23 protein-coding genes are annotated in these 21,470 nt (G+C 68.5%); 6 read left to right on the top strand and 17 right to left on the bottom strand.

Annotated elements, in window-relative coordinates:
- Positions 1-79 precede the first annotated feature (79 nt).
- Positions 80-1,123, top strand: a complete 1,044-nt coding sequence (locus tag ACZ5PO_RS32410; protein WP_464186697.1) for an SDR family oxidoreductase — start codon at positions 80-82, stop codon at positions 1,121-1,123.
- 11 nt (positions 1,124-1,134) lie between these two features.
- Here ACZ5PO_RS32410 and ACZ5PO_RS32405 read toward each other — a convergent pair whose 3' ends face one another.
- Both ACZ5PO_RS32405 and ACZ5PO_RS32400 read right to left on the bottom strand, forming a co-directional pair.
- Complete coding sequence (locus ACZ5PO_RS32405) at positions 1,135-2,847, bottom strand: CocE/NonD family hydrolase (RefSeq protein WP_464186695.1); 1,713 nt, start codon at positions 2,845-2,847, stop codon at positions 1,135-1,137.
- Between the two features lie 124 nt (positions 2,848-2,971).
- Positions 2,972-4,387 carry an MFS transporter gene (locus ACZ5PO_RS32400; RefSeq protein ID WP_464186694.1) on the bottom strand — a complete coding sequence of 472 codons (1,416 nt, stop codon included), beginning with the start codon at positions 4,385-4,387 and terminating at the stop codon, positions 2,972-2,974.
- Between the two features lie 362 nt (positions 4,388-4,749).
- On the opposite strand from ACZ5PO_RS32400, the gene ACZ5PO_RS32395 reads away from it, so the two are divergent.
- Positions 4,750-5,187, top strand: coding sequence for a cupin domain-containing protein (locus ACZ5PO_RS32395; RefSeq protein WP_464186693.1), 438 nt, complete (start codon positions 4,750-4,752; stop codon positions 5,185-5,187).
- A gap of 28 nt (positions 5,188-5,215) precedes the next feature.
- Here the strand turns inward: ACZ5PO_RS32395 and ACZ5PO_RS32390 are convergent, their stop codons facing one another.
- Positions 5,216-6,100: an oxidoreductase gene (locus ACZ5PO_RS32390; RefSeq protein WP_464186691.1), complete on the bottom strand. Its 885-nt coding sequence runs from the start codon at positions 6,098-6,100 to the stop codon at positions 5,216-5,218.
- Positions 6,093-6,485, bottom strand: coding sequence for a beta/alpha barrel domain-containing protein (locus tag ACZ5PO_RS32385; RefSeq protein ID WP_464186690.1), 393 nt, complete (start codon positions 6,483-6,485; stop codon positions 6,093-6,095). Before ACZ5PO_RS32385 ends, ACZ5PO_RS32390 begins: the two co-directional genes overlap by 8 nt.
- A gap of 159 nt (positions 6,486-6,644) precedes the next feature.
- Between ACZ5PO_RS32385 and ACZ5PO_RS32380 the strand changes: the two genes are divergently transcribed.
- Positions 6,645-7,304 carry a TetR/AcrR family transcriptional regulator gene (locus ACZ5PO_RS32380; protein ID WP_464186688.1) on the top strand — a complete coding sequence of 220 codons (660 nt, stop codon included), beginning with the start codon at positions 6,645-6,647 and terminating at the stop codon, positions 7,302-7,304.
- Here ACZ5PO_RS32380 and ACZ5PO_RS32375 read toward each other — a convergent pair.
- Positions 7,296-8,045, bottom strand: coding sequence for a TetR/AcrR family transcriptional regulator (locus tag ACZ5PO_RS32375; protein ID WP_464186687.1), 750 nt, complete (start codon positions 8,043-8,045; stop codon positions 7,296-7,298). The two genes, ACZ5PO_RS32380 and ACZ5PO_RS32375, sit on opposite strands and share 9 nt — an antisense overlap.
- 200 nt (positions 8,046-8,245) lie before the next feature.
- Here ACZ5PO_RS32375 and ACZ5PO_RS32370 point away from each other — a divergent pair, with 200 nt between their 5' ends.
- Positions 8,246-9,460: a hydantoinase/carbamoylase family amidase gene (locus ACZ5PO_RS32370; RefSeq protein WP_464186685.1), complete on the top strand. Its 1,215-nt coding sequence runs from the start codon at positions 8,246-8,248 to the stop codon at positions 9,458-9,460.
- A 110-nt stretch (positions 9,461-9,570) separates the two neighbouring features.
- Here the strand turns inward: ACZ5PO_RS32370 and ACZ5PO_RS32365 are convergent, their stop codons facing one another.
- Positions 9,571-10,473: a LysR family transcriptional regulator gene (locus tag ACZ5PO_RS32365; protein WP_464186683.1), complete on the bottom strand. Its 903-nt coding sequence runs from the start codon at positions 10,471-10,473 to the stop codon at positions 9,571-9,573.
- A gap of 95 nt (positions 10,474-10,568) precedes the next feature.
- Here ACZ5PO_RS32365 and ACZ5PO_RS32360 point away from each other — a divergent pair, with 95 nt between their 5' ends.
- Positions 10,569-11,519 carry an alpha/beta fold hydrolase gene (locus ACZ5PO_RS32360; protein ID WP_464186681.1) on the top strand — a complete coding sequence of 317 codons (951 nt, stop codon included), beginning with the start codon at positions 10,569-10,571 and terminating at the stop codon, positions 11,517-11,519.
- Positions 11,520-11,569: 50 nt separating this feature from the next.
- Here ACZ5PO_RS32360 and amaB read toward each other — a convergent pair whose 3' ends face one another.
- The 6 genes from amaB to ACZ5PO_RS32330 form a co-directional block, all read right to left on the bottom strand.
- On the bottom strand, positions 11,570-13,102 hold the full coding sequence (gene amaB / locus ACZ5PO_RS32355) for an L-piperidine-6-carboxylate dehydrogenase (protein ID WP_464186679.1): 1,533 nt from the start codon (positions 13,100-13,102) through the stop codon (positions 11,570-11,572).
- Positions 13,103-13,194: 92 nt separating this feature from the next.
- A complete protein-coding gene (locus ACZ5PO_RS32350; RefSeq protein ID WP_464186678.1) occupies positions 13,195-14,718 on the bottom strand; it encodes an ABC transporter ATP-binding protein in 1,524 nt (507 codons plus the stop codon).
- A 12-nt stretch (positions 14,719-14,730) separates the two neighbouring features.
- On the bottom strand, positions 14,731-15,432 hold the full coding sequence (gene biuH / locus ACZ5PO_RS32345) for a biuret amidohydrolase (RefSeq protein ID WP_464186675.1): 702 nt from the start codon (positions 15,430-15,432) through the stop codon (positions 14,731-14,733).
- A 25-nt stretch (positions 15,433-15,457) separates the two neighbouring features.
- Positions 15,458-16,384 (bottom strand): ABC transporter permease, encoded by a 927-nt coding sequence (locus tag ACZ5PO_RS32340; RefSeq protein ID WP_464186674.1) that lies wholly within the window; start codon positions 16,382-16,384, stop codon positions 15,458-15,460.
- Positions 16,381-17,499, bottom strand: coding sequence for an ABC transporter permease (locus tag ACZ5PO_RS32335; protein WP_464186672.1), 1,119 nt, complete (start codon positions 17,497-17,499; stop codon positions 16,381-16,383). The genes ACZ5PO_RS32340 and ACZ5PO_RS32335 overlap by 4 nt, the downstream gene beginning before the upstream one ends.
- A gap of 25 nt (positions 17,500-17,524) precedes the next feature.
- Positions 17,525-18,646: a BMP family ABC transporter substrate-binding protein gene (locus tag ACZ5PO_RS32330; RefSeq protein ID WP_464186670.1), complete on the bottom strand. Its 1,122-nt coding sequence runs from the start codon at positions 18,644-18,646 to the stop codon at positions 17,525-17,527.
- 247 nt (positions 18,647-18,893) lie between these two features.
- Between ACZ5PO_RS32330 and ACZ5PO_RS32325 the strand changes: the two genes are divergently transcribed.
- Positions 18,894-19,214, top strand: coding sequence for a hypothetical protein (locus ACZ5PO_RS32325; protein WP_464186669.1), 321 nt, complete (start codon positions 18,894-18,896; stop codon positions 19,212-19,214).
- Between the two features lie 131 nt (positions 19,215-19,345).
- Here ACZ5PO_RS32325 and ACZ5PO_RS32320 read toward each other — a convergent pair whose 3' ends face one another.
- The 5 genes from ACZ5PO_RS32320 to ACZ5PO_RS32300 form a co-directional block, all read right to left on the bottom strand.
- Positions 19,346-19,726, bottom strand: coding sequence for a response regulator (locus tag ACZ5PO_RS32320; RefSeq protein WP_464186668.1), 381 nt, complete (start codon positions 19,724-19,726; stop codon positions 19,346-19,348).
- Positions 19,723-20,139: a response regulator gene (locus ACZ5PO_RS32315; protein WP_464186666.1), complete on the bottom strand. Its 417-nt coding sequence runs from the start codon at positions 20,137-20,139 to the stop codon at positions 19,723-19,725. Before ACZ5PO_RS32315 ends, ACZ5PO_RS32320 begins: the two co-directional genes overlap by 4 nt.
- A gap of 91 nt (positions 20,140-20,230) precedes the next feature.
- Positions 20,231-20,749, bottom strand: coding sequence for an SRPBCC family protein (locus tag ACZ5PO_RS32310; RefSeq protein ID WP_464186664.1), 519 nt, complete (start codon positions 20,747-20,749; stop codon positions 20,231-20,233).
- Positions 20,746-21,141 (bottom strand): VOC family protein, encoded by a 396-nt coding sequence (locus tag ACZ5PO_RS32305; protein WP_464186663.1) that lies wholly within the window; start codon positions 21,139-21,141, stop codon positions 20,746-20,748. The genes ACZ5PO_RS32310 and ACZ5PO_RS32305 overlap by 4 nt, the downstream gene beginning before the upstream one ends.
- A complete protein-coding gene (locus ACZ5PO_RS32300) occupies positions 21,138-21,467 on the bottom strand; it encodes an ArsR/SmtB family transcription factor (RefSeq protein ID WP_464186661.1) in 330 nt (109 codons plus the stop codon). The genes ACZ5PO_RS32305 and ACZ5PO_RS32300 overlap by 4 nt, the downstream gene beginning before the upstream one ends.
- Between the last annotated feature and the right edge of the window lie 3 nt (positions 21,468-21,470).

The following is a 21,470-nucleotide window of genomic DNA, read 5'->3' as shown; positions in this document are numbered from 1 at the left end:
TGACGGAACCGGAGCCGTCCTCCCATTTGTCTGGCTGTCGCGAGTCCGCGGGGCTCGCTCTTGCCGGAGAGGTACAGTCATGGGCGCGGTGCTGGTCACTGGAGGCTCCGGGTTCATCGGCAGCCACGCCATCCTGGCGCTGCTCGCCGCCGGACACGAGGTGCGCGCCACGGTCCGCAGCCTTGCCCGCGAGGGCGAGGTGCGGGCCATGATCCGCCAGGGCGGTGCCGATCCGGGCGACCGGCTATCCTTCGTCGCCGCGGACCTGGCGGCGGATGCGGGCTGGCCGCAGGCCGTCGCGGGCTGCGAGTACGTGCTGCACGTGGCGTCCCCCTTTCCGGTGGCAATTCCGGACGACGAAAACGAGCTGATCGGCCCCGCCCGCGACGGCACGCTGCGCGTGCTGAGGGCGGCGCGCGACGCGGGCGTCAAGCGCGTGGTGGTGACGTCCTCGTTCGCGGCGATCGGCTACGGGCATGAGCCGCAGACGGCGCCGTTCGACGAACGCGACTGGACCGATCCGAGCGGCAGCGACGTGCAGCCCTACATGAAATCCAAGACCCTGGCCGAACGCGCCGCCTGGGACTTCGTCGCCAGGGAGGGCGGGGCGCTCGAGCTCGCCGTGATCAACCCGGTCGGCGTGTTCGGTCCGGCGCTGGGGCCGGACCTGTCGACCTCGATCGCCCTGGTCAAGGCGATGATGAACGGCGCCATGCCGGCGACGCCGCGGCTCCACTTCGGTGTCGTCGACGTGCGCGACGTCGCCGACCTGCACGTCGCGGCGATGACGCATCCGGATGCCAGGGGGGAACGGTTCATCGCCACGGCCGGGCCGAGCATGTCGCTGCATGCGGTCGCCCAGGTGCTGCGGGCGAGGCTGGGCGCGCAGGCGCGCCGCGTGCCGCGCCTGGAGCTGCCGGACTGGCTGGTGCGCCTGCTCGCCACCTGGGTGGCCCCGGCGCGTGCCGCGGTGCCCCACCTCGGCTTCATCAGGAGCGCGACGGGCGACAAGGCCAGGCGTATGCTCGGCTGGGCGCCGCGCTCGCGCGAGGAGGCTATCGTCGCCACCGCCGAGAGTCTGATCCGGCTCAAGCTGCTGAAAGGCCAGCCGCCTGCAGCTTGAGCCGATGCCTGCTAAGCCGCCGGAATGACGGGTAGCAGCAGAGAGGGGCGGTGGCCCTCGCCGAAATGCAGGGTCGTGCGGCCGCCGAAGACCGACGGCGGCCGGTCGGCTTCCTCGTCGTGTACGAACGGCCCGCAGCCCTTCATCGGGTTCTTCATGTTCGAGAGCGTGGCGGCGTCGCCCTCATGCTCGTAGTCGCGCCCCAGAACCGTCAGCGCCAGCCGGTGGCCCTTCGGCACGACGATGCATGTCGGCCAGATCTCCACATCGAGCTCGACCGGCACGTTGGGCGTGAGCGGCTGGATCTCGTCGTGGGTGTGATAGGGCCGATAGGGCGTGCTCAAGGCCGGATCGAGCTTGCGGTGCGACGCCCGCAGCCAGCCCTGGGCGATCGGCGTGCGCGGATCGAGCGCTCCGTTGAAGGTCACCTCGGTGCCGTCGGGCGCGAAGACGCGAACGACGAGGAACAGGTCCGCGTCGCTCGTCGACGACGAGACGAACAGCTTGGTCATGCTCGGCCCGGTGATCTCGGTATCGTGCTCGACCGGCGGCGCGGTGAAGGTGAGGCCGCGGCCGAGCGCGTCGAAGGTCAGTTGCGCCGGCTGTTCCGCGGGAGCCGCGGCGCCGAGTGTCAGGTTCGCAGCGTGGAGATAGAGCCGGGTCCACTGCGTGCGGGCGAGCGGCCATTCCGACTCGTCACGCTGCGTGAAGTGCTCGCCCGGGCGCCGGACCTGCAGCTGAACGCGCGGCTGCTGGTCCCAGCCGTTGGCCTCACCCTTGAGGAAATGGCCGAAGAACCGCTTCTGCAGGGCGACGCCACGGTCCGTATAATAGCTCGTCCAATGTTCGCCGCCGTGCATCTCGAGCCACTTCTGCTCGGAACCTGCGCGCACGAAGCCCTCGATGTTGCCGCGAAGATGAAGCCCCTGACCGCCCCAGTTGCCGGCGGACAGCAGCGGCGTCCGGATCCGGGCGAGATCGCCGGTGCGGGCCTGGTAGAACGCGTCCGCGAGCACGCGGCCCGACAGGTCCGTCCACTGCTGAGCCCGGTTTTCGGCGAGCTGTTGGTCGGTCAGCGTCTCCGGTCCGCAGACAAGCTCGCCGTTCATCGAGCTGACCGGGCCGTTGCTGCCGCGCCCGTGCTGGACGGTCATCACCTGGATCTCGCTCCAATGCTTGGCGAAGGTGCACAGGATGCCGCCGTGGTGGAAGGCCTCCCGATAGGAGTCGGAGTACCCTTCCCAGATGCAGAGCGCCGCCAGGTGCGGTGGCTCGAGCGCTGCGACCCGCCATTGGTTCGCGGCGTAGTAGGAGATGCCGCTGAGGCCGACCTTTCCGTTCGACCAGGGCTGGACGGCCGCCCACTCGATGCAGTCGAACAGGTCCTGGGTCTCGCGCGGCGAGCTCATGTCGAGGTAGCCCGGCGAGCGCCCGGCGCCGCGCGAATCCACCCGCACGCAGACGTAGCCGTCCGGCACCCACTTCTCCGGGTCGACCACCTCCCAGTTCTGGTACTTGTTGGAGGTGCCACTGACCGTGTCGGGATATTTGGCGGCCATGATGTCCCACGCGGTTCTGTATCCGGCCTCGAAGGACAGCCACTTGCCGTACGGGCCGTAGCTCAGGAGCACTGGATAGCTGCCGTCGTCCACCGGACAAAACACGTCGGCGCGGAGCACCAGTCCGTCGTCCATGGTGATCGGCACGTCCCAATCAATGCGCATGCCATCGGCGATCTCGGACCGGAGCGCTCCGGTCCCCCGCGCCGGCATTTCGGCTTTCGCTGACATAGTCATGGCTGGCTTCCTCTCGTGATGCGTGACAGAGGGCGGAGACGCCCGCGCCCGGTCAGACCGTTTGCTTGGCCGGCTCGATCGCCGGCGCGCCGGCGGCCGGGTCATCCATGACGAGGTCGAGCGTCCGCCCATGGGTCTCGATCGCGATCAAGGTGAAGACCAGGCCGATCGCCAGCCCGCAGGCGGCGAGAAAGAAGAAGGCGGGGCGAACGGCGCTCGCCGTGGCCTGCGGCGTGACGTAGTTGTCAGTGCCGGCGATCACAGCCAGGATCAGAGGCCCCAGGATCTTGCCCACGCCGTTTGCGGCCTGGGCCAGCCCGACGGCGCGTGCCGCGAGGTTGACCGGAAACAGCTCCGCCGTATAGGGCGTGATATTCGAGTAGATGCCGTCGAAGAAGATGGCGCCGATCACCAGCATGATGATGAAGACGGGCACGCCAGCGTAGACCTGATCGCTCAGCAGGCCGGCGGCCGCCAGGGTGACGGCGATGCCGAAGCCGCCGATCTGCCCCGTGCGGCGACGCCCGAGCCACTGCGGCAGGAACGAGAACAGCACCTTGCCGCTGACACCGGCCAAGGCCACGACGACGAAGGCCTTGGCGGCATCCTTGACCGGCACCTGGAGCAGCACCGCGACGATCGTCGGCCCCCACAGGTAGACCCCGTAGTTCGCGATGCTCGCCGCCAGCATGGTGACCACGGTGATCCAGAAGCGTCTCGGGTCGGCGAGCAGATCGCGAAAGCGGCCGCCGTCGCCAACGCCCGACGTTCCGGCGATGGCGGGCACGGGTCGGCGCAGGATCTCCGATGCCAACACCCGGGCGCGCTCGTGCCGGCCGGACGCCAACAGCCAGCGGATGGACTCCGGCACCGCGAAGGCGGAGACGATGCCGAGCAGGACGGGCGTGAAGCCGATCGCGGCTACACCGCGCCAGCCGAGCGCATTGAGCAGGCCCGCCGCCGACGCGGATGCGACGAGGACGCCGATGGTGGCGAAGACGACGACCAGGCCGGAGATGACGGTGCGATAGCGCAGCGGGCTGTGCTCGACCATGAGCGCGATGGATGGCGTCGCCGCGCCGGCAAGGCCGAAGCCGACGCCGAAGCGCAACAGGGTGAAGGTCAACCAGTCGCCCTCATGAACGAGCGACACGCCGCCGGCGCAGAACCCGCAGACGAGCGCACCGAGCACCAGCGCGACCTTGCGACCATACCTGTCGGAGAGCAGGCCCCACAGCAGTGCGCCGGCGATCGACCCGAGGCCGGCGCTCATCAGCATCAAGGAGGACTGCCCGAACGTCAGCTTCCATTGCGGGCCGAGCACGGCCACCAGGAAGCCGACGATGTAGAAGTCGAAGTAGTCGATCGCGCCCGTCAGGCACAGCAGGGCGATCATGACCCAATACCTGCGCCCCGCAGGGGCATCGTCGAGCAGGCGCGCCAATTGGTTGGGCGAGATGTGATTCATGTTCCGCTCCCTCGATCGCCTCCGGTGCCGCCCCGGGGTCGCTTGTCGAGCGCCGTTCAGCGCGACATTGATTATCGATCGATAAATTAAAAGTCGCGTTCACGCCGGTGTCAACCTTAATTATCGGCCGATCATCGACGTCGAAGGGCTCGGCCGAGCGACAACGGCAGACCGCCTGTGGACGCCGGCCCCTGGTCCCCCGAAACGTCGGCGTTGCCGATTGGAGCGTTGACCGACTGGCGTGAATGGCGATATTTATCGATCGATAATTATTGTCCAGGGACGGACGTACGGGGCAGGGCGTGCGGGCCATCTTCGCCAGCCCGCCTGCCTCTCATCAGGCGTTGAGGGAGACGGACAGCGTGACGGCAGTCATTGAATACGAATGGCCTGCGGCGCCGGCGCACTGGCCCGAGGCGTTGCGCGCGGAGTTTGCGACGAACGCCGGCGACGGCCGGGTCGGCAGCCGCCTCGTGTCACAATCCGACCGGGTGCGCGTGTGGCACCTCCATCTGAAGCCCGGCGAACGCATCGGCTTCCACACGCACGTGCTCGACTATTTCTGGACGGCCCTGACCGACGGGCGCGGACGATCCCATTACGCCGATGGCCGTACCGCGGACGTGACCTATCGGGCGGGCGACACCAGGCACCAAGCCTACGCGCGCGGCGCGTTCATGATCCACGACCTCGAGAACGTGGGCGACACGGAGCTCGTCTTCACCACGGTCGAGTTCCTGGACAGCGCCAATCCGCCGCTGGCGCTGCCGGCCGACGCCGTAGAGGCCGCGCGGGCCTGATGGCCTCTTCGGCCCCGCATCGGCCGTCCTACGGGCGCCCGCTGTCCCCCGTGGGCGTGCTCCGCCGGTCGAGGAGCGCGGCGACGTTGCCGCTTTCGATGGCGGCGAATTGCGTGGCCGCATCACCGCCGTCGAGCGCGAGGTCGGGATCGAGCCCGTCCCCGAGGCGCTGTATCTGGATGTTGCTCCAGGGCAGCACGTGCAGCGGGCTCAGCGACTGCACGATGCCCGGCGCGGCGTCGACTGCTCCCGACAGGAGGCGTTTCGGCAGCTCCGGATCGGCGATCATCGGCCGGCCCAGGCCGACAAGGTCGAGGTCGCCATTGTCGAGCGCCTCGCGCATCGCGGCCATCGTGCGGAAGCCGCCGGTGACCATGACCGGCATGCGGGCCGCTGCGCGCACGGCACCGGCGAGTGCGACGAAATAGGCCTCTCGCTTCGCGGTGCTTTCACGCGGCGCGTCTTCGCCTTCGTCCTTCACCGTGACGCCGACCAGCTTGGGCTGCTCGAGCGACCCGCCGGACAGCTCGATCAGGTCGAGGCTGGTGCCGTTGAGCATCCCGACCAGCTCGACGCACTCGGCGTTGGTGAAGCCACCCTTGAGGAAATCGGACGCGTTGAGCTTGATGCCGATCGGGAACGTAGGCCCCACCGCCTCACGCACCGCGGCGAGCACCTCCAGCAGAAACCGCGCGCGGTGCTCCAGAGAGCCGCCCCAGCGGTCCGTCCGCCGGTTCGTGCGTGGGCTCAGGAACTGGGAGATCAGGTAGCCGTGCGCCCCGTGGAGCTCGATGCCGGTGAAGCCGGCCGTGTGCACGCGGCGGGCGGTGGTGGCGAATTGCGCGATGGCATGCGTGATGTCGGCCTCGGTCATGGCGCGGGGCCGCGCAAAGGTGGCGCCGATGCTACGCATGACCTCCAATCTCGACGATGGAGGGCGCCAGCGGCGCCCCGTTGATGGCCGCGATCACCTGCCGGCCGGTGTGGCTGAGCTGGGCCCAGAAATGGGCACCCTGTGACGTGCCCGCCGCGGCCAGGCGTGAGAGCTCGGCCACGCCGCTGTCGTCGTCGACGACGAGGTTGAGCGGACGCTCCAGATGCCAGCGATCGACCTGGATATTGCCCGACAACAGCAGACCCGCGCCCGAGCCCGCCCAGCGGCGATAGAGCCGCTCGAGCTTCGGGGTTGCATGGTTGGCGGCGTCGGCCAGGCCCTCGCTCATGGCCGCCTTGCACAGGCGATTGGCGAGGACGGCTCCGCACGGGAGCTTCAGCGGCGTCGACAGCGTGATGGTCATCGGCTCACCTTGAATTTGACGCGCGCAAGGGCAGCCTCCGTGCCGGCTTGCGGCCCCGGAGCTCTCAGCTTACGCTGCACACGACAGCGATGACTGTCGTTTGAAATGACAGTGATCGCTGTCGTATTGATTGTCAAGGCGAGGACACGGGGACGCGGGATGATCAGGACGTGGTCCGAGGACGATCCGAAGGCGGGGCTGATGGCGCGCAAGCGCGCCAAGATCGTCGATGCCGCGCTGCAGGCGTTTCTCGACGAGGGGTACGCCGAGAGCTCGGTGAACCGCATCGCCGAGGCGGCCGGCGTCTCGATCAAGACGCTCTATCGACACTTCCAGACCAAGGACGAGCTGTTCAGCGCCGTGATGCAGGCCGCCTGTTCACCTGCCGGAGAGACCGAGGGAGACGGGGAGGCGGCGGCGCAGGATCCGCCCTGGTTTTCCGAGCCCCCTAGCACCGCGTTGGTCTTGGCCGGCGAGGACTATCTGCGACACGTGCTGTCGCCCGAGCAACTGGCGCTCTACCGCGTGGTGACGCGCGACGCAGCGCGCTTTCCGGAGCTCGGGCGTCGCTACCGCGACGAGGTTGTCGGTCGAAGCAAGGCGATCTTTGCCGCATACCTCGACCGGTGGCTGCCACGTACGGGATGGGCGGTGGCCGACAAGCAGGCGGCGGCAGCGGCCTTTGCCGGCTTGCTGAAGGCCGGCCTGTTCGACGAGGCGCTGCACGGCATCCGCCGGCCGGACGATGAGGAGATCTCCTGCCAGGCTCGCCGGGTCGCCGCGCGCACGGTGGCGTTGCTGGAAGCCGGGCTACTTTGACGGCGCCCGCCGTGGGCGAGGCTTGGTCGCCTGGCGCGCCTCGGCGAGCACGAGCTCGATGCCGCCGAGGAAGCCGTCGATCTTGGTGGCGATGGCGTTGCCGAGATCGGACGGCACCGGCAGGTGGTAGATGTGCTCGCGGACCCCGAGGTAGAAAATCGACGCGTGCAGCCCCCACACGATCTCCAGCTCGTCTTCCGTGGCCGGCAGTGTGTCGATCGGCGGGCGGCCGTAGGTGCGCCGCAACTGGTCGATGACGGGCAGGAAGATGCGCTCGCGCAAGACGCCCAGATAGCGGGCATTGAAGTCGAGGCCCTTGAGGCCGGCGAACATGAACAGCCTCACCCACTCGTAGGAGAGGATAATCTTCGCGTAATCCTGGTAGAAGGCAGTCAGTCTCTGCTTCAGGGGCGTCTTCTCATCGTCGATCCACTGTGTCCATTGCGTATTCCAATGGCCAAGGAAGACTTCCTGATAGACCCTTTCGATGAGCGCCTCTTTATTGGGAAAGTAGCGGTACAGGAGCGGCTGCGTGATCCCCATCTGCTTGGCGAGGTCGCGCGTATGCCCCTCGAAGCCGTGCTTGGCGAAGAAGGCGACGGCCTGCGCCACGATCTGCTGCTCGCGCTCGTCCGGCGCCAGCCGCTTGCGTCCCTCGGGGCTCGGCCGCGGCTTGCGCACGCGTTCGGCCGCCTGCCTGGACTGCGCGCGAACCCGCCGCGGCTCGCCGATCTCGCTCATAGGATGCCAGTCTCTCCGCCGGTGCCGGTGCCCATGCGCGATGGCACCGGCTGTCGCCGACATTCATTGATCAGTCGATAAATATCAAGGCGGCCAGCCGTAACGGCAGGGTATCATCCGGCGCCGGCGGGAAGACTATCCCGCGCGAGAGGCATAGAACAGGCTGCCGATTCAAGCCGGGCTAGATCCAGAGGCACGCCATGACCACCGTCGACACGGACCGCTTCATCGCCGATCTGCAGGATCTCCGGCGCATCGGCACCTTCAAGACGGGCGTCGACCGGCCGACCTACGGCGAGGCCGACATGGAGGCGCGCCGGTGGTTGATGGCGCGTCTAACCGAAGTCGGCCTGGCGCCGGAGATCGACGGCATCGGCACGGTGATCGGCCGCAATCCGGCCCCGGGGCCAAAGCTTCTGGTCGGCTCCCATATCGAAAGCCAGACCGAGGCGGGCTGGCTCGACGGCGCCTATGGCGTCGTCGCCGGGCTCGCCTTGGCCCGGGCCGGCCTGCCGGTCGACGTCATCGCCTTTGCCGACGAGGAGGGGCACTACGGCCCGTTCCTGGGCTCGCGCTCGTTCACCGGCCTGCTCGCGGACGAGGAGATCGACCGGCTGGCCAACCGCACCCACGGCAAGCCGCTGCGCCAGGCGCTCGCCGACGCCGGCCTTGCCGGCAAGCCGCGCATTCGTCTCGAGGAGGGACGTTACCGTGCGTTCCTGGAGGCCCACATCGAGCAGGGGACGACGCTCGAGGCGGCCGATCACCAGATCGGCGTCGTCACCGGCATCGTCGCCATCTGGCAGTACCGGATCCGCTTCCAGGGCCAGCAGGATCACGCCGGCGGCACCACCATGGTCGAGCGCCGCGACGCCGGCCTCGCCGCAGTGCGGACGCTCGCCTGGATCGACGCGGAGTTTCCCAAGCAGTGTGGCGAGCGCACGGTGTGGACCTGCGGCCGTATCACGCTGAAGCCGGGCGACCCGCACATCATCCCCGGCGAGGCGGAGGTGATCTTCCAGTTCCGCGACATCTCGGAGGAGGTGCTGGCACGGCTGGACACCTTGCTCAGGCGCGCCGTGCAGGAGAGCAACCGCCGCGACCGCACGGTCGCCGTGCTCGAGGTGGTGGGCCAGTCGAGGCCGGCGCCCTGCGACGTGGAGGTGCAGCGGGCCTTCGCCACCGCGGCCGAGGCGCTGACGCCGGGGCGCTGGATGAGCCTGCCCTCCGGCGCCGGGCACGATGCCCAGTACATGGCGCCGCACCTGCCGACGGGCATGCTGTTCGTGCCGTCGATCGGCGGCATCAGCCACCATTGGAGCGAGGACACCAAGCCGGAGGACCTGGCCATGGGCCTGCGCGTCCTGGCCGGCGCCGCCGCGGATCTGCTGCGCGAGCCGAGCCGCGAGGTGTGAGCAAGGGAGAAGGGGGACAAGAGCTCCCTTCCTGATTCCGCCGATGGATGTAGGTCGTTGTTTTAAATTGATATTTTCCGATAGCGGCGCCCGCGTCCTGATGTTGTGCTTTAAGCGATGCCCTCGATGCGACGCAGCGCCGGGACGGCGAAGTCGATGAAGGCGCGAACGGCCGGGCGCAGGAACTTCGACGACGGATACGTCATGTAGAGCTCGGTCGACGCGATCTCGTAGGCGGGAAGGACGCGGGTGAGCCGGCCGGCCGCCAAATCGTCGGCCACAAGCAAAGCCTGGGTCGTGCCGATGCCCCGTCCGGCCTTCATCGCGTCGACGAGAACCTGGGCGTTATTCGTCGTCAGCACCGGGCGGACCGGGATCTCGACCGGAGCATCTGCTGCGCACAGGAGGAGCGTCTTGCGGTCGGAGAGGACGGCGTTCGTGACGATCAACCGGTGATCGCCGAGGTCGGCGGGGCCGAGCGGCGTGCCGTAACGGCTGAGATAGTCGGACGAGGCGACCAGGATGCGCTCGATCAGGCCGACCTTCCTGGCCACCAGGTCCTGACCGGTAGGCCGGCCCATGCGGACCGCGAGATCGATATTCTCGTCCACCAGATCGACCGGCCGATTGTCGAGGGTCAGGCCGACGGCCACCCCCGGGTGGAGATCCTGAAACGCCATGACGATGCGGTGAAGATGCCGCTCGCCCAGGCACACCGGCGCGTGCAGGCGCAACTCGCCGCCGATCGCACCGGCGGCCCCGCGGATCTGCTCCAACGCCGTGTCGAGGGCGGACAGCGCCTGCTGCGAATCCTCGTAGAGGCGCAGGCCCTCAGCGGTGGTGCGCAGGCCGCGCGAGTTCCGCTCGAGCAGCTTGACGCCGACGTGCGCCTCCAGCTTGCGGACAAGCTTGCTCACGGCCGGCTGCGAGATGCCGAGATCGCGCGCGGCGAGCGTCATCGACCTCCTCTCGACGGTTCGAACGAAGGCCTTCAGCGCTGTCGTGACGTCCATGAATAACCGACGGTTATGAGAACGATGTCGGCACGACCGTAGATGTACGGCGGCCGCTCGACAATGATCCGCTCCGGACAACCCGGTGGGACGAGATGGATATCAGGCGCCGCGCATTGTGTTTCGGGGCCGTTTCGGCGGCGATGGTCGGATCCGCATGGTCCGTGGCGGGCCACGAAGGCGGCACGGTTCGGGCGACGCCCTCGCCGCTGCCGGCCGGGGCGGCGAGCCGTTTCGCGCGGATCAACGGCATGGATGGCCACTACGTGATCGCTGGATCGGGGCCGCTGGTGATCCTGCTCCACGGCTGGCCGCAGACCTGGTTTGCCTGGTCAGACACCATCGTTCGGCTGTCGAAGGCTTACACCGTCGTCGCGCCGGATCTCAGAGGAACGGGCCTCTCCGAACGGACACCCGGAGGGTACGACAAGCGCACGATCGCCGAGGATGTGAGGGCTCTGATGGCGCATCTCGGGGCGGCGCAAGCCCATGTCGTGGCGCATGACATGGGCGGCAAGGCGGCCTACGTGCTGGCTCATGTGGAGCCCGCCTGCGTCGCCAAGCTCGTCCTCGTCGACTGTCTCATTCCCGGGACGGAGAACACCGACTCATTGCGCGGCGGCGCCTGGCACTACGGCTTCCATATGGCGCCCGACGTCCCCGAGATGCTCACGAAGGGTCGGGAGCGCGACTACATCCGCGCCCAGATCCGCAACTGGTCGTACCGGAAGGACGCGATCTCGGAGGACGCAATCACCGAATACGCTCGCTTCTATGCTCTGCCCGGAGGAATGACGGCGGGGTTCAACTACTATCGTGCCTTGCCGCAGGACGCGGCGCTGGTGGCGAGCTTCGGTGACAAGGCGCTGCCGATGCCGGTCCTCACCATCGGCGGGCAATATAGCGCCGGCTCCAGACTGTTTGACGCGCTCGACGGACGGGCTGTGCGGTTGACGGGAGCCATCGCGCCCGACAGCGGGCACTTCGTGGCGGAGGAGGTGCCTGACGTGTTCAACGATCTCGTGCAGCGTTTCCTCGCCGGGTGAACCTCCCGTCCTCCTCGGCGCGAGCGATCGCGCCGGGCCGCCCGTCCCGATCAATCGATGTCGAACGAGACGCCCTGGGCCAGCGGCAGCGCCTTGGAATAATTGATCGTGTTGGTGGCCCGCCGCATGTAGGCCTTCCACGCGTCCGAGCCGGATTCGCGGCCGCCGCCGGTCTCCTTCTCGCCGCCGAACGCTCCCCCGATCTCCGCGCCGGAGGTGCCGATGTTGACGTTGGCGATGCCGCAGTCGGAGCCCTCGCTCGAGAGGAAGCGCTCGGCCTCGGCGAGATCGCGCGTGAAGATCGACGACGACAGGCCTGCGGCCACGGCATTGTGCTTGCGCACGGCGTCGTCGAAATCGGCGTAGGGCATGACGTAGAGGATCGGCGCGAAGGTCTCCTCCGGCACCGGCCCCTGCTGATCCGGCATCTCGACCAGCGCCGGCCTGACGTAATAGGCCTCCGGCCGCCCGAGATCGACGCGTTCGCCGCCGGTGACGGCGCCGCCGGCCGCCCTGGCGGCGGCGAGCGCCGTCTGCATGCCCTCGTACGCCTGCCCGTCGATCAGCGGCCCGACCAGGGCTGACGTCTCCAGCGGGTTGCCGACGGCGACGCTGCCGTAGGCCGCCTTCAGGCGCGGCACGAACTCGCCATAGATGCTCTCGTGCACGAAGAGGCGCCGCAGCGTGGTGCAGCGCTGGCCGGCCGTGCCCATGGCGGCGAAGGCCACTGCCCGCACGGCCATCTCCTGATCGGCGGATGGACAGATGATGGCGCCGTTGTTGCCGCCGAGCTCGAGGATGGCGCGCGCGAAGCGCCTGGCGAGGCGCGGGCCGACGTCGCGGCCCATGCGGGTCGAGCCGGTGGCCGAGACGAGCGGCACCTTGGGATGGTCGACGAGGACTTCGCCGACAGCCCGATCGCCGATGAGCACCTCCGCCAGACCGGCCGGGGCGTCGCCGAACCGCGCCACCGCGCGCGTCAGGATCGCCTGGGTGGCGAGCGCCGTGAGCGGCGCCTTCTCCGAGGGCTTCCACACCACCGTGTTGCCGCAGACGAGCGCCAGCGCCGCGTTCCATGACCAGACGGCCACCGGAAAGTTGAAGGCCGAGATGACGCCGACCACGCCCAGCGGATGCCAAGTTTCCATCATGCGATGGCCAGGCCGTTCGGTCGCGATGGTGAGGCCGTAGAGCTGGCGCGACAGGCCGACGGCGAAGTCGCAGATGTCGATCATCTCCTGGACCTCGCCCAGGCCCTCCGACGGGATCTTGCCGACCTCGATCGAGACCAGGCGCCCGAGATCGGCCTTGGCGGCGCGAAGCTCCTCGCCAAGCAGACGCACGAGCTCGCCGCGCCGTGGGGCGGCCACGGTGCGCCAGACCTGGAACGCCCCGTGCGCCGCCTCGATCTTGCGGGCGGCGTCGATGGCGCTGTCGATACGAACGTCTCCGATGCGGCTGCCGTCGATCGGGCTCACCGCCGCCAGCTCGCCGCCTTCGTAGGCGGCCTCGGGTACGCCTAGCCTGTGCAGGATCTCGCGCGCACGCCCGGCAAGGCTAGCCTGGTCTGTTGCGGCTGGCATCGGCAGCTCCTGGTCATCGACACGGCTGCAGATCGTCCGGCGCAGCCGCTTTGACGATAGCACGTTGCCAGGGCCTGGAGCTGCTTGGTCAGCTAATGGTGGCTCGCCATGTGCTCGCCGATGACGTGGACGTCGGCCTGGGCGATCGGCGTCTCGTAGACGAGGGCGCCGCCGGCCATCACCAGGATGCGGTCCGACAGCTCCAGGAGCTCGTCCAGGTCCTCCGACATCAGCAGCACCGCCGTGCCGCCGTTGCGCGCCTTCATGATGCGGGCGCGGATCTCGGCGACGGCGGCGAAATCGAGCCCGAAGCAGGGGTTCGACACGATCAGCAGGTCGACCTCGCCGGTGAGCTCGCGGGCCAGCACCGCCCGCTGCACGTTGCCGCCCGACAGCGCCTCGATGGGCGAGGCGAGCGAGGCGGTCTTGACCTTGAATTGCTCGACCAGTCTCGCCGCATAAGCCTTGAGCGCGCCGGCATCGATCCAGGCGACCGGCTGGCCTTTGGGCCCGAGGTCGAAGGTGCGCAGCCCGATGTTCTCCGCCACCGTCATGCGGGGCACGCAGGCGTTGCGCAGCGGCTCCTCGGGGATGAAGCGCACGTGGCGCTCGCGCGACTGGGCTCGGGTGGCCGCGTACGGCGCGCCCTTGACCATGACCACACCGGCCTCCCGCGCCCGCTGGCCCGCCAGCACCTCCAGGAACTCCTTCTGGCCGTTGCCGGAAATGCCGGCGATGCCGACGATCTCGCCCGCCCTGACGGTGAGGCCCTCGATGCGGATCGACTTGAGGCCCGACCGGTCCTTGGCCCTGAGCCCGGTCACGGTCAGCACCTCCGCGGCCTCAGCGGCGGTGGGGCGGCGTGTATCGATCGCGGCGATCGGCTGGTCGCCGATCATCATGGCGGCCATGGCCTTGCGGTCGAGATCGGCCACCCGGCCCGAGCCCACGAGCCTGCCCTTGCGCAGCACGCTGACGTCGTCGGCGAACCGGGTGACCTCGTGGAACTTGTGGCTGATCATCAGCACGGTCAGCTCGCCGCGCTCGGTCATGCCGCGCACCAGGCCGAGCAGTTCCTCCGCTTCGCCCGGCGTCAGCACCGACGTGGGCTCGTCGAGCACGAGGAAGCGGCGGCCCAGGTAGAGCTGCTTGACGATCTCGAGCTTCTGCTTCTCGCCGGCGGCGAGCTCGCGCACGGCCGCATCGAGCGGGATCTTGAACGGCATGCGCTCCATGAAGGCCGTGAGCGCCTTGCGCTCCCTGGCCCAGTCGATGATCCGCGGCACGTCGGGCCGGGAGATCACCAGGTTCTCGGCGCCCGTGAGCGAGGGCACCAGGGTGAAATGCTGGTAGACCATGCCGAGCCCGAGGCGGTCGGCATCCCTGGGGCTGGCGATCGTCGCCTCGCGGCCGCCGACCAGCATCTGGCCGTCCGTGGGCTGGTAGAAGCCCATCATGCACTTGACCAGCGTCGACTTGCCCGCGCCGTTCTCGCCGAGCAGCGCATGGAAGGTGCCGGCGGCGACCTTGATCGACACGTCGTCGAGGGCCGTGAAGGCGCCGAAGCGCATGGTCATGCCGACGGTCTCGACGCCGACGGCCGCGGAGGGCTGCATCTCCATAGCCGGTCAGGGCAGCTGCGCGACGAGGGCCTTGGAGCTCGACACCGCGCCGAACACGCCGCCCTGCATCTTGATCATGGCGATCGCAGCAAGGTGGTTGGCGTAGTCGGTGGCGCCGCAGCAATCCTCCAGCATGACGCATTCGAAGCCGCGGTCGTTGGCCTCCCGCATGGTCGTGTGCACGCAGACGTCGGTGGTGATGCCGGTGAGCACGATGTTGTCGATGCGCCGCTGCCGCAGGATCATTTCCAGGTCGGTGGCGCAGAACGAGCCTTTGCCGGGCTTGTCGATGATCGGCTCGCCCTCGTGCGGATAGAGCTCGGGAATGATGTCCCATCCCGGCTCGCCTCGCACCAGGATGCGCCCGCACGGCCCGGCGTCGCCGATGCCCGCGCCGATGCGGCGCGAGCGCCAGCGCTTGTTGTCGGGCAGGTCGGCCAGGTCGGGACGATGGCCCTCGCGCGTGTGCAGGATGTGGTAGCCCTTGGTCCGCATGGCGGCGAGCACCGCCTTGATCGGCTCGATCGGTGCGCGGGTGAGTGACAGGTCGTAGCCCATGCTGTCGACGTAGCCGCCCGGGCCGCAGAAATCGGTCTGCATGTCGATGATGATCAGCGCGGTATTGTCGGGCCTGAGATCGCCGTTGTAGGGCCAAGGGTAGGGATCGGCCTCGATATAGTGCTCGGCGACGCGGGCGGGGCCATTCATGGCGAAGCTCCGGCTTTGCGAAAAATCATCGGGTGATGGAGAGCTCGCCAGGCGCGCCGGCGAGGGAGCGGCCCGGCGAGGAGGTCGCGATCATGATGGCCAGGGTGAGCACGTAGGGCGCGGCGTAGAACAGATAGTAGCCCTGCGTGACGCCCGCCGATTGCAGCGCCGGGCCGAGCGCGCCGGCGCCGCCGAACAGTAACGCGGCGGCCAGGCAACCGAGCGGATTCCAGCGGGCGAAGATCACCAGCGCCACCGCCATCAGGCCCTGGCCGGAGGAGAGCCGCTCGTTCCAGCTGCCGGGGTAGTAGAGCGACAGATAAGCGCCACCGACGGCGGCGAGGGCGCCGCCGGCCGCCGTCGCCAGCAGGCGTATGGTCGTCGGGTTGAGGCCCATGGCGCGGGCGGCATCGGCGCTGTCGCCGACCACTCGTACGATCAGGCCGGCGCGGGTGGTCCTGAAGCCCCACCAGAGGGCGATGGCCAGGGCGACACCGGCCAGGAACAGCACGTTGATGCTGAGGGCCGCCTGCACCTGCGGGATGTCCGACCAGGCCCCGAACGGGATCGACGGCAGGTGCGGGGCGGTGGGCTGGATGTAGGGCTTGCCGAAGAAGAAGGCGAGGCCGATGCCGAACAGCATCAGGGCGATGCCCACGGCGATGTCGTTCACCTTGGGGAATGAACAGATCCAGCCGTGCAGCAGGCCGAAGCCCACCCCTGCCACCATGGCTGCGAGCACGCCGACCCAGGCCGAGCCGGTCTCCACCGCGACGGCATAGGCGGCCATCGCGCCGAACACGAGCGTGCCCTCGAGCCCCAGATTGATGCGGCCGGAGCGCTCGGTGATGGATTCGCCGAGACTGACGAAGATGAAGGGCGTGGAGACGCGGATGGCGCCGCCGAGCATGGCGAGCGGCACGCTCCACAAGCCGATGTCGATCGTGGTCATGGCGTGCGCCTCCAACGGTCGGGATCGAAGACCTTGAAGCGGCCGTAGAGCGTCTCGCTCAGCAGCACGACGATGAACAGCATGCCCTGCAAGACCAGGATGGTGGCGTCGGGCAGGCCCATGCGCCGCTGCACCAGGCCGCCGGCGGCGGCGATGCCGCCGAGCAGCACGGACACCGGGATGACGCCGAGCGGGCTCTGGCGGGCCAGGAAGGCCACGAGAATGCCGGTATAGCCATAGCCGGCTGCGAGCGACGCGTTGGCATTGCCCTGCACTGCCGCGACCTCGATCATGCCGGCAAGCCCCGCCAAGGCGCCGGCCAGGGCACAGAAGCCGACGATCAGCGGCCCGACCGCGAGCCCCTGGATCTGCGCCGCTCGGACATTGCCGCCGGCGACACGGGCGGCAAAGCCCCAGCGCGTTCGCTCGATCAGGAGCCAGCAGGCGAGGCAGGCGACGATGCCGACGACGATGCCCCAGTGCACGTCCGTGCCGGGCACCGGGCCGATACGGTCGGCTGCGGCGAGCGGAAAGGTCGACGGCTTGTTGAGGGAGGCAGGATCGCGCAGCGGCCCCTCGACGAGGTGGTTCATCAACGCGATGGCGATATAGGCCATCAGCAGGCTCGAAATGGTCTCGTTGACGGCGCGATAGTGGCGCAAGGCGCCGATGCTGCCGATCCACAGGCCGCCGACGATGGCGGCAGCGAGCGCCATGGCGGCGATGACGGCGGCGGCCGGCAAGCCCGCGCCCCAGTGCCCGACCGCAGCTGCAGCGACGCCGCCGAGCACGATGGCGCCCTCGCCGCCGATGACGACAAGGCCGAGGCGGGCCGGCAGGACCACGCACAGTGCGGCCAGCAGCAAGGGCGCGGCTCGCAGCAGCGTGTTCTGGATCGAGAACCAGCTGCCGAAGCCGCCGCGCCACATGAGCTCGACGAACTGCGCCGGAGACTTGCCGAGCACCAGTAGGAACAGGCTGAACAGGGCGAGGCCGGCGACGAGCGCGCCCAGGGGGATGAGGAGGCCCTCGGCGCGCCGAGCCAGGGTCTCCAGGGCGCCCCCCGCGGCGGGGGCGGCGAGGGTGGGCGCCGCCGTTGTCGAGGCGTCGGTCATGGCGGCGTCGACTCCGCGCCCGGCCTCAGCCCTGAACGCCTTCGACCAGGTAGTTCATGCTTTCAAGCTCGATGGCGGTTTCCGGGAAGGCCTGTCCGGCGGCCGCGACCTGATCGCCCTTGTTGCTCTTGAGCGGGCCCTTGATGACAGCGAAGCCGCCCTTCTTCATCTCGGCCAGGGTGGCGTCGAACTGCTTGCGGGCGGCGTCGCCGACGGCAGGCCCGAGAGGGCTCATCTTGACGAAGCCTTCGGCGATGCCGCCGCGGACGAAGTTGTCGAGCGGCTCGCCGGCAAGCATTTTCTTGGCGAAGCCGGTATAGACCGTCGACCAGTTCCACTCGGCGCCGGTGAGATATTTATCCGGCGCCAGCGGGCTCTGGTTGGCGTGGTAGCCGCAGACGTAGGCGCCACGCCCGGCCGCGGTCTGCACAACCACCTTCGGCCCGTCTACGTGGCAGGTGACGACATCGACGCCGCCGTCGACGAGGGCGTTGGTAGCCTCCGCCTCCTTGACGGCGAGCGACCACTCGCCGGTGAAGATAACCTGGCAGACGATGGTGGGATCGACGGCGCGGGCGCCGAGCAGGAACGAGTTGATGTTCATCAGCACCTGCGGGATCGGTTTGGCGGCGACGAAGCCGATCTTCTTCGACTTGGTGCTATGGCCGGCCACGATACCGTTCAGGTATTGCCCCATGCCGATGTAGCCGAAGTACGAGCCGGTGTTTGCCGGATGCTTGGCCTTGTCCCACAGGCCGCCGCAATGGCGGAACTGGACGTTGGGGAACTTCTTGGCCATGGCCAGCATGTGCGGGTCGAAATAGCCGAACGACGTCGGGAAGACGAGCGACGCGCCGTCGAGATTGATCATCGATTCCATGGTCTTCTGGACGTCGATGGTCTCCGGCACGTTCTCCTCTTCGACGATCGTCAGCCCCGACAAGCCCTTCAGCGCGGCGGCGCCCTCGGCGTGGGCCTGGTTGTAGCCGTAGTCGTCCTTGGGCCCGACGTAGATGAAGCCGACCGTGGCCGCCGCCGCTCGCGCCGGGCGGGCGCCGAACGGCAGGCCAACGGCCCCGAGCGCGGCACCGGCAGCCGTGCTCTTCAGCAGCGTGCGGCGGGTGATCGTCTGTGGTGCCTTGATCATCGCAAGCCCTCATCGCGTTCAAACGGTGCCGGTCGCCGACCACCGGATCGCCGGCGCGAACGGTCCGCCGCCCGCGCCTGCGCGCCGCGCATTCGCGCCGTTTCGGCACAAGCGCATTCTCGAAGAATTCCGGCCACCTCGTGCGACCAGATCCGCAGCAGCTCTTCGCGCTGCCGCCGCCCGATCGGCCGCATCCAAAGATTTGCATACAATTTAAATGATTTGCATGCTTAAATAGGAGACATGAATGCACAAAGATTGGGAGGCAATCGACCAAGCTTCGGGCGGCCGAGGCAGATGGCACGTCGCGAAGCGGATCATTGCCAACGGCATGAAGGCGAATTTCAGCGCGCTGAACGTCAGGAGCGCGTCGGTCGATTCCAAGTTCAGCACAGTGCCGGAGGAGGCGAGGCTCGCCGAAACCATCGAGCGTGCGCGCGAATGCGGATCCCGGAGCAAGTTGATGGGAACGCAGGAGTTCGACGACGACCGCCGCGACATGTCGACGGCGCTCGTGAGCGAACTTGAAGATCTTTCCAGGTCGCCGTTGCGACAGGAGATTACCTGATCAACGGTGACGTTGCTTCTGTCATCTCCAGGGATCGCAACGCCATTTCACGTTGACCACGAATGCAACTTCGGTTTTTGCACCGGTGCGGCGCTTGCAGTCGCCTCTCGCGCTGGCGATCAGCCCTGTCGTCAGGTGCCGTCCCGGGCAGCCTGGAGCCGCTTGATCAGCGCCAGGACGGCCTGGTGGTCGTAGGGCTTGGTCAGATCGGGGCCATCCCGGCAGAGCTCTCCGGCCTTCTCCGCCGCGCGCGCCGCGCTGCCGGCCATCACGATGTCGAGCCTTGGGAAGCTGCGGCGCGCCCAGCCGGCCAGTTCGAAGCCGGCGCCGCCGAGCTGAGCGAGGTCGAGCAGCACGGCCGAGACCGAACCGCCTCGTTCGGTCAGCAGTTGCCGCGCTTCGTCGGCGTCGGCGGCCTCGAGCACGCGATAGCCGCAGTCGCGCAGGAACTCACCGAGCGGATGGCGCACCAGCACGTCCGTTTCGACGATGACGATCAGCGGTGCGTTCACGGACGGCCTGACCGCAGGGCGAGGGTCCGCCGCGCCAGCGCGACGATTGTGTGGAAGGCATAAGGCTTTGATATGAATGTGAACTCGCCGTCGACGAGGTCGGCACGCATGACCCCCGAGGTGAGGATGATGGGGAGGGTAGGCTGCCCCTGACGCACCTGGCGAGCCAAGTCGATGCCATCCAATCGGCCACCCATGTGCACGTCGGAAATCACCAGGTCCACGGGTGCGACGACCATGAGCAGCGCCAGCGCCTCCTCCGCGGAGGCCGCTTCGACCACGACCAGCTCCGCCGCCCGCAGTTCGTCGGCCAGCGCTGCCCGCACCAGGACGTCGTCCTCGACGACCAGAACCCGCGCGGCGCCGGGCTCGACCGCTACCCGCGCCACAGAAACAAAGCGCACGGCCTCCATACCGAATCCCCAGCTGGCTTGCTTGCTGGCTCGACAACCGGGCGCCTTGGATAAAGTTCCGCGCGAAGCGGGCCGGCCGATGCGGCCCCGATCAGACGCCGTCGGCGTAGAGAGCGCTGGTCACCGCGTAGCGCGCCCAAAAGTCGTCGGGCGTCAGCCCCGCTACGCGCTCGACCAGCATGTCGAGATGGGCATGCCAGCCGCCAGCCACCTCACGCATCGCGGCGGAGTCGACGAGACCGTTGTGGGTCATGAGCAGCCGCGTGCCCCCGTCGACGGCCTCCAGCGTGAAGCACACCTCACCGTGGCCGCCCCAGGTGAACGCAAGCAGCCGGGGCGGATCGTAGGCGGTAACCGTGCCGTTCAGCCGATGCAGGCCGTCACCCTGATAGCGCAGCGCCGCCGCGTCCGGCGGTAGCGACAGCGCTGCATGATCGAAGGCGAGCGCCACCCGGCCGCCGACGCGCGGCTCGATCTCGCCCGCCGCGAGCCAGAGTGCCCGCAGCTCCGGCCGCACCAGGTAGTCCCAGACCCGGTCCGGCGCAGCGGCGAAGCGGCGCTCGGTTCGCACGTCATGGGCGCCGACGCGGATGATGCGGCCGCCGCTCACGCCGGCCGCTCGTAGATCATGATCCAGTTGCCGCAGCCGTCGTCGAAGGTCGCCATTAGCGGCATGGCGGCGTCACCACCGGCCGGCTCACCGCGAAACGTCACGCCGAGGCCCTTGAGGCGCGCGTATTCGGCACGCACATCGGCGGTCGCGAAGGCGGTCAGCGGCACCCCGTTCGCCTTCAACGCCGCCTGATAGGTCGCCACGAAGGGAAAGCCGTTGGGTTCCAGCGAGATCTGCGCGCCGTCGGGGTCCTCGGGCGAGGCGAGGGTGATCCAGCGCGCTCCGCCCGCAGGCATGTCGGTCTTGACCACGAGCCCTAGCGTATCCCGGTAGAACGCGACCGCCTTGGCCTGATCGTCGACGATGATGCTCGACAGCGTGATCCTCATGTCCTCCCCTCCGCTTCGTCGTTCAGCAGCATGTCGAGCCGCTCCAGCCGCCCGTCCCAGAACCGCTGCCACTGGCCGAGCCAGGCCTGGGCTTCGGCGAGGGGCTCAGGCCGTAGGCGGCAGAGCTGCGTGCGGCCCACCTTGCGCCGCGCGACGAGACCCGCGCCCTCGAGCACCTTCACGTGCTTGGCGGCGCCGGCGAAGCTCATGGCGAACGGCCGGGCCAGCTCGCCGATGGAGCGCTCGCCCAGCGCCAAGCTCGCCAGCATCGACCGTCGGGTCGGATCGGCCAGGGCTTGAAACGTAGCGTCGAGTTGCTCAACCATGAG

It is taken from the genome of Chelatococcus sp. KU-N122 (genome assembly GCF_055391085.1).
The sequence above is the reverse complement of the archived record's forward strand: the minus strand, read 5'-3'. Positions and strand labels throughout refer to the sequence as shown.

Bases quoted from the DNA above. Each gene is read 5' to 3' on its own strand.
- ACZ5PO_RS32410 (WP_464186697.1), top strand. From the start codon at position 80: ATGGGCGCGGTGCTGGTCACTGGAGGCTCCGGGTTCATCGGCAGCCAC.
- ACZ5PO_RS32405 (WP_464186695.1), bottom strand. From the start codon at position 2,847: ATGCGCATTGATTGGGACGTGCCGATCACCATGGACGACGGACTGGTG.
- ACZ5PO_RS32400 (WP_464186694.1), bottom strand. From the start codon at position 4,387: ATGAATCACATCTCGCCCAACCAATTGGCGCGCCTGCTCGACGATGCC.
- ACZ5PO_RS32390 (WP_464186691.1), bottom strand. From the start codon at position 6,100: ATGCGTAGCATCGGCGCCACCTTTGCGCGGCCCCGCGCCATGACCGAG.
- ACZ5PO_RS32385 (WP_464186690.1), bottom strand. From the start codon at position 6,485: ATGACCATCACGCTGTCGACGCCGCTGAAGCTCCCGTGCGGAGCCGTC.
- ACZ5PO_RS32380 (WP_464186688.1), top strand. From the start codon at position 6,645: ATGATCAGGACGTGGTCCGAGGACGATCCGAAGGCGGGGCTGATGGCG.
- ACZ5PO_RS32375 (WP_464186687.1), bottom strand. From the start codon at position 8,045: ATGAGCGAGATCGGCGAGCCGCGGCGGGTTCGCGCGCAGTCCAGGCAG.
- ACZ5PO_RS32370 (WP_464186685.1), top strand. From the start codon at position 8,246: ATGACCACCGTCGACACGGACCGCTTCATCGCCGATCTGCAGGATCTC.
- ACZ5PO_RS32365 (WP_464186683.1), bottom strand. From the start codon at position 10,473: ATGGACGTCACGACAGCGCTGAAGGCCTTCGTTCGAACCGTCGAGAGG.
- ACZ5PO_RS32360 (WP_464186681.1), top strand. From the start codon at position 10,569: ATGGATATCAGGCGCCGCGCATTGTGTTTCGGGGCCGTTTCGGCGGCG.
- amaB (WP_464186679.1), bottom strand. From the start codon at position 13,102: ATGCCAGCCGCAACAGACCAGGCTAGCCTTGCCGGGCGTGCGCGCGAG.
- ACZ5PO_RS32350 (WP_464186678.1), bottom strand. From the start codon at position 14,718: ATGCAGCCCTCCGCGGCCGTCGGCGTCGAGACCGTCGGCATGACCATG.
- biuH (WP_464186675.1), bottom strand. From the start codon at position 15,432: ATGAATGGCCCCGCCCGCGTCGCCGAGCACTATATCGAGGCCGATCCC.
- ACZ5PO_RS32340 (WP_464186674.1), bottom strand. From the start codon at position 16,384: ATGACCACGATCGACATCGGCTTGTGGAGCGTGCCGCTCGCCATGCTC.
- ACZ5PO_RS32335 (WP_464186672.1), bottom strand. From the start codon at position 17,499: ATGACCGACGCCTCGACAACGGCGGCGCCCACCCTCGCCGCCCCCGCC.
- ACZ5PO_RS32330 (WP_464186670.1), bottom strand. From the start codon at position 18,646: ATGATCAAGGCACCACAGACGATCACCCGCCGCACGCTGCTGAAGAGC.
- ACZ5PO_RS32325 (WP_464186669.1), top strand. From the start codon at position 18,894: ATGCACAAAGATTGGGAGGCAATCGACCAAGCTTCGGGCGGCCGAGGC.
- ACZ5PO_RS32315 (WP_464186666.1), bottom strand. From the start codon at position 20,139: ATGGAGGCCGTGCGCTTTGTTTCTGTGGCGCGGGTAGCGGTCGAGCCC.
- ACZ5PO_RS32305 (WP_464186663.1), bottom strand. From the start codon at position 21,141: ATGAGGATCACGCTGTCGAGCATCATCGTCGACGATCAGGCCAAGGCG.
- ACZ5PO_RS32300 (WP_464186661.1), bottom strand. From the start codon at position 21,467: ATGGTTGAGCAACTCGACGCTACGTTTCAAGCCCTGGCCGATCCGACC.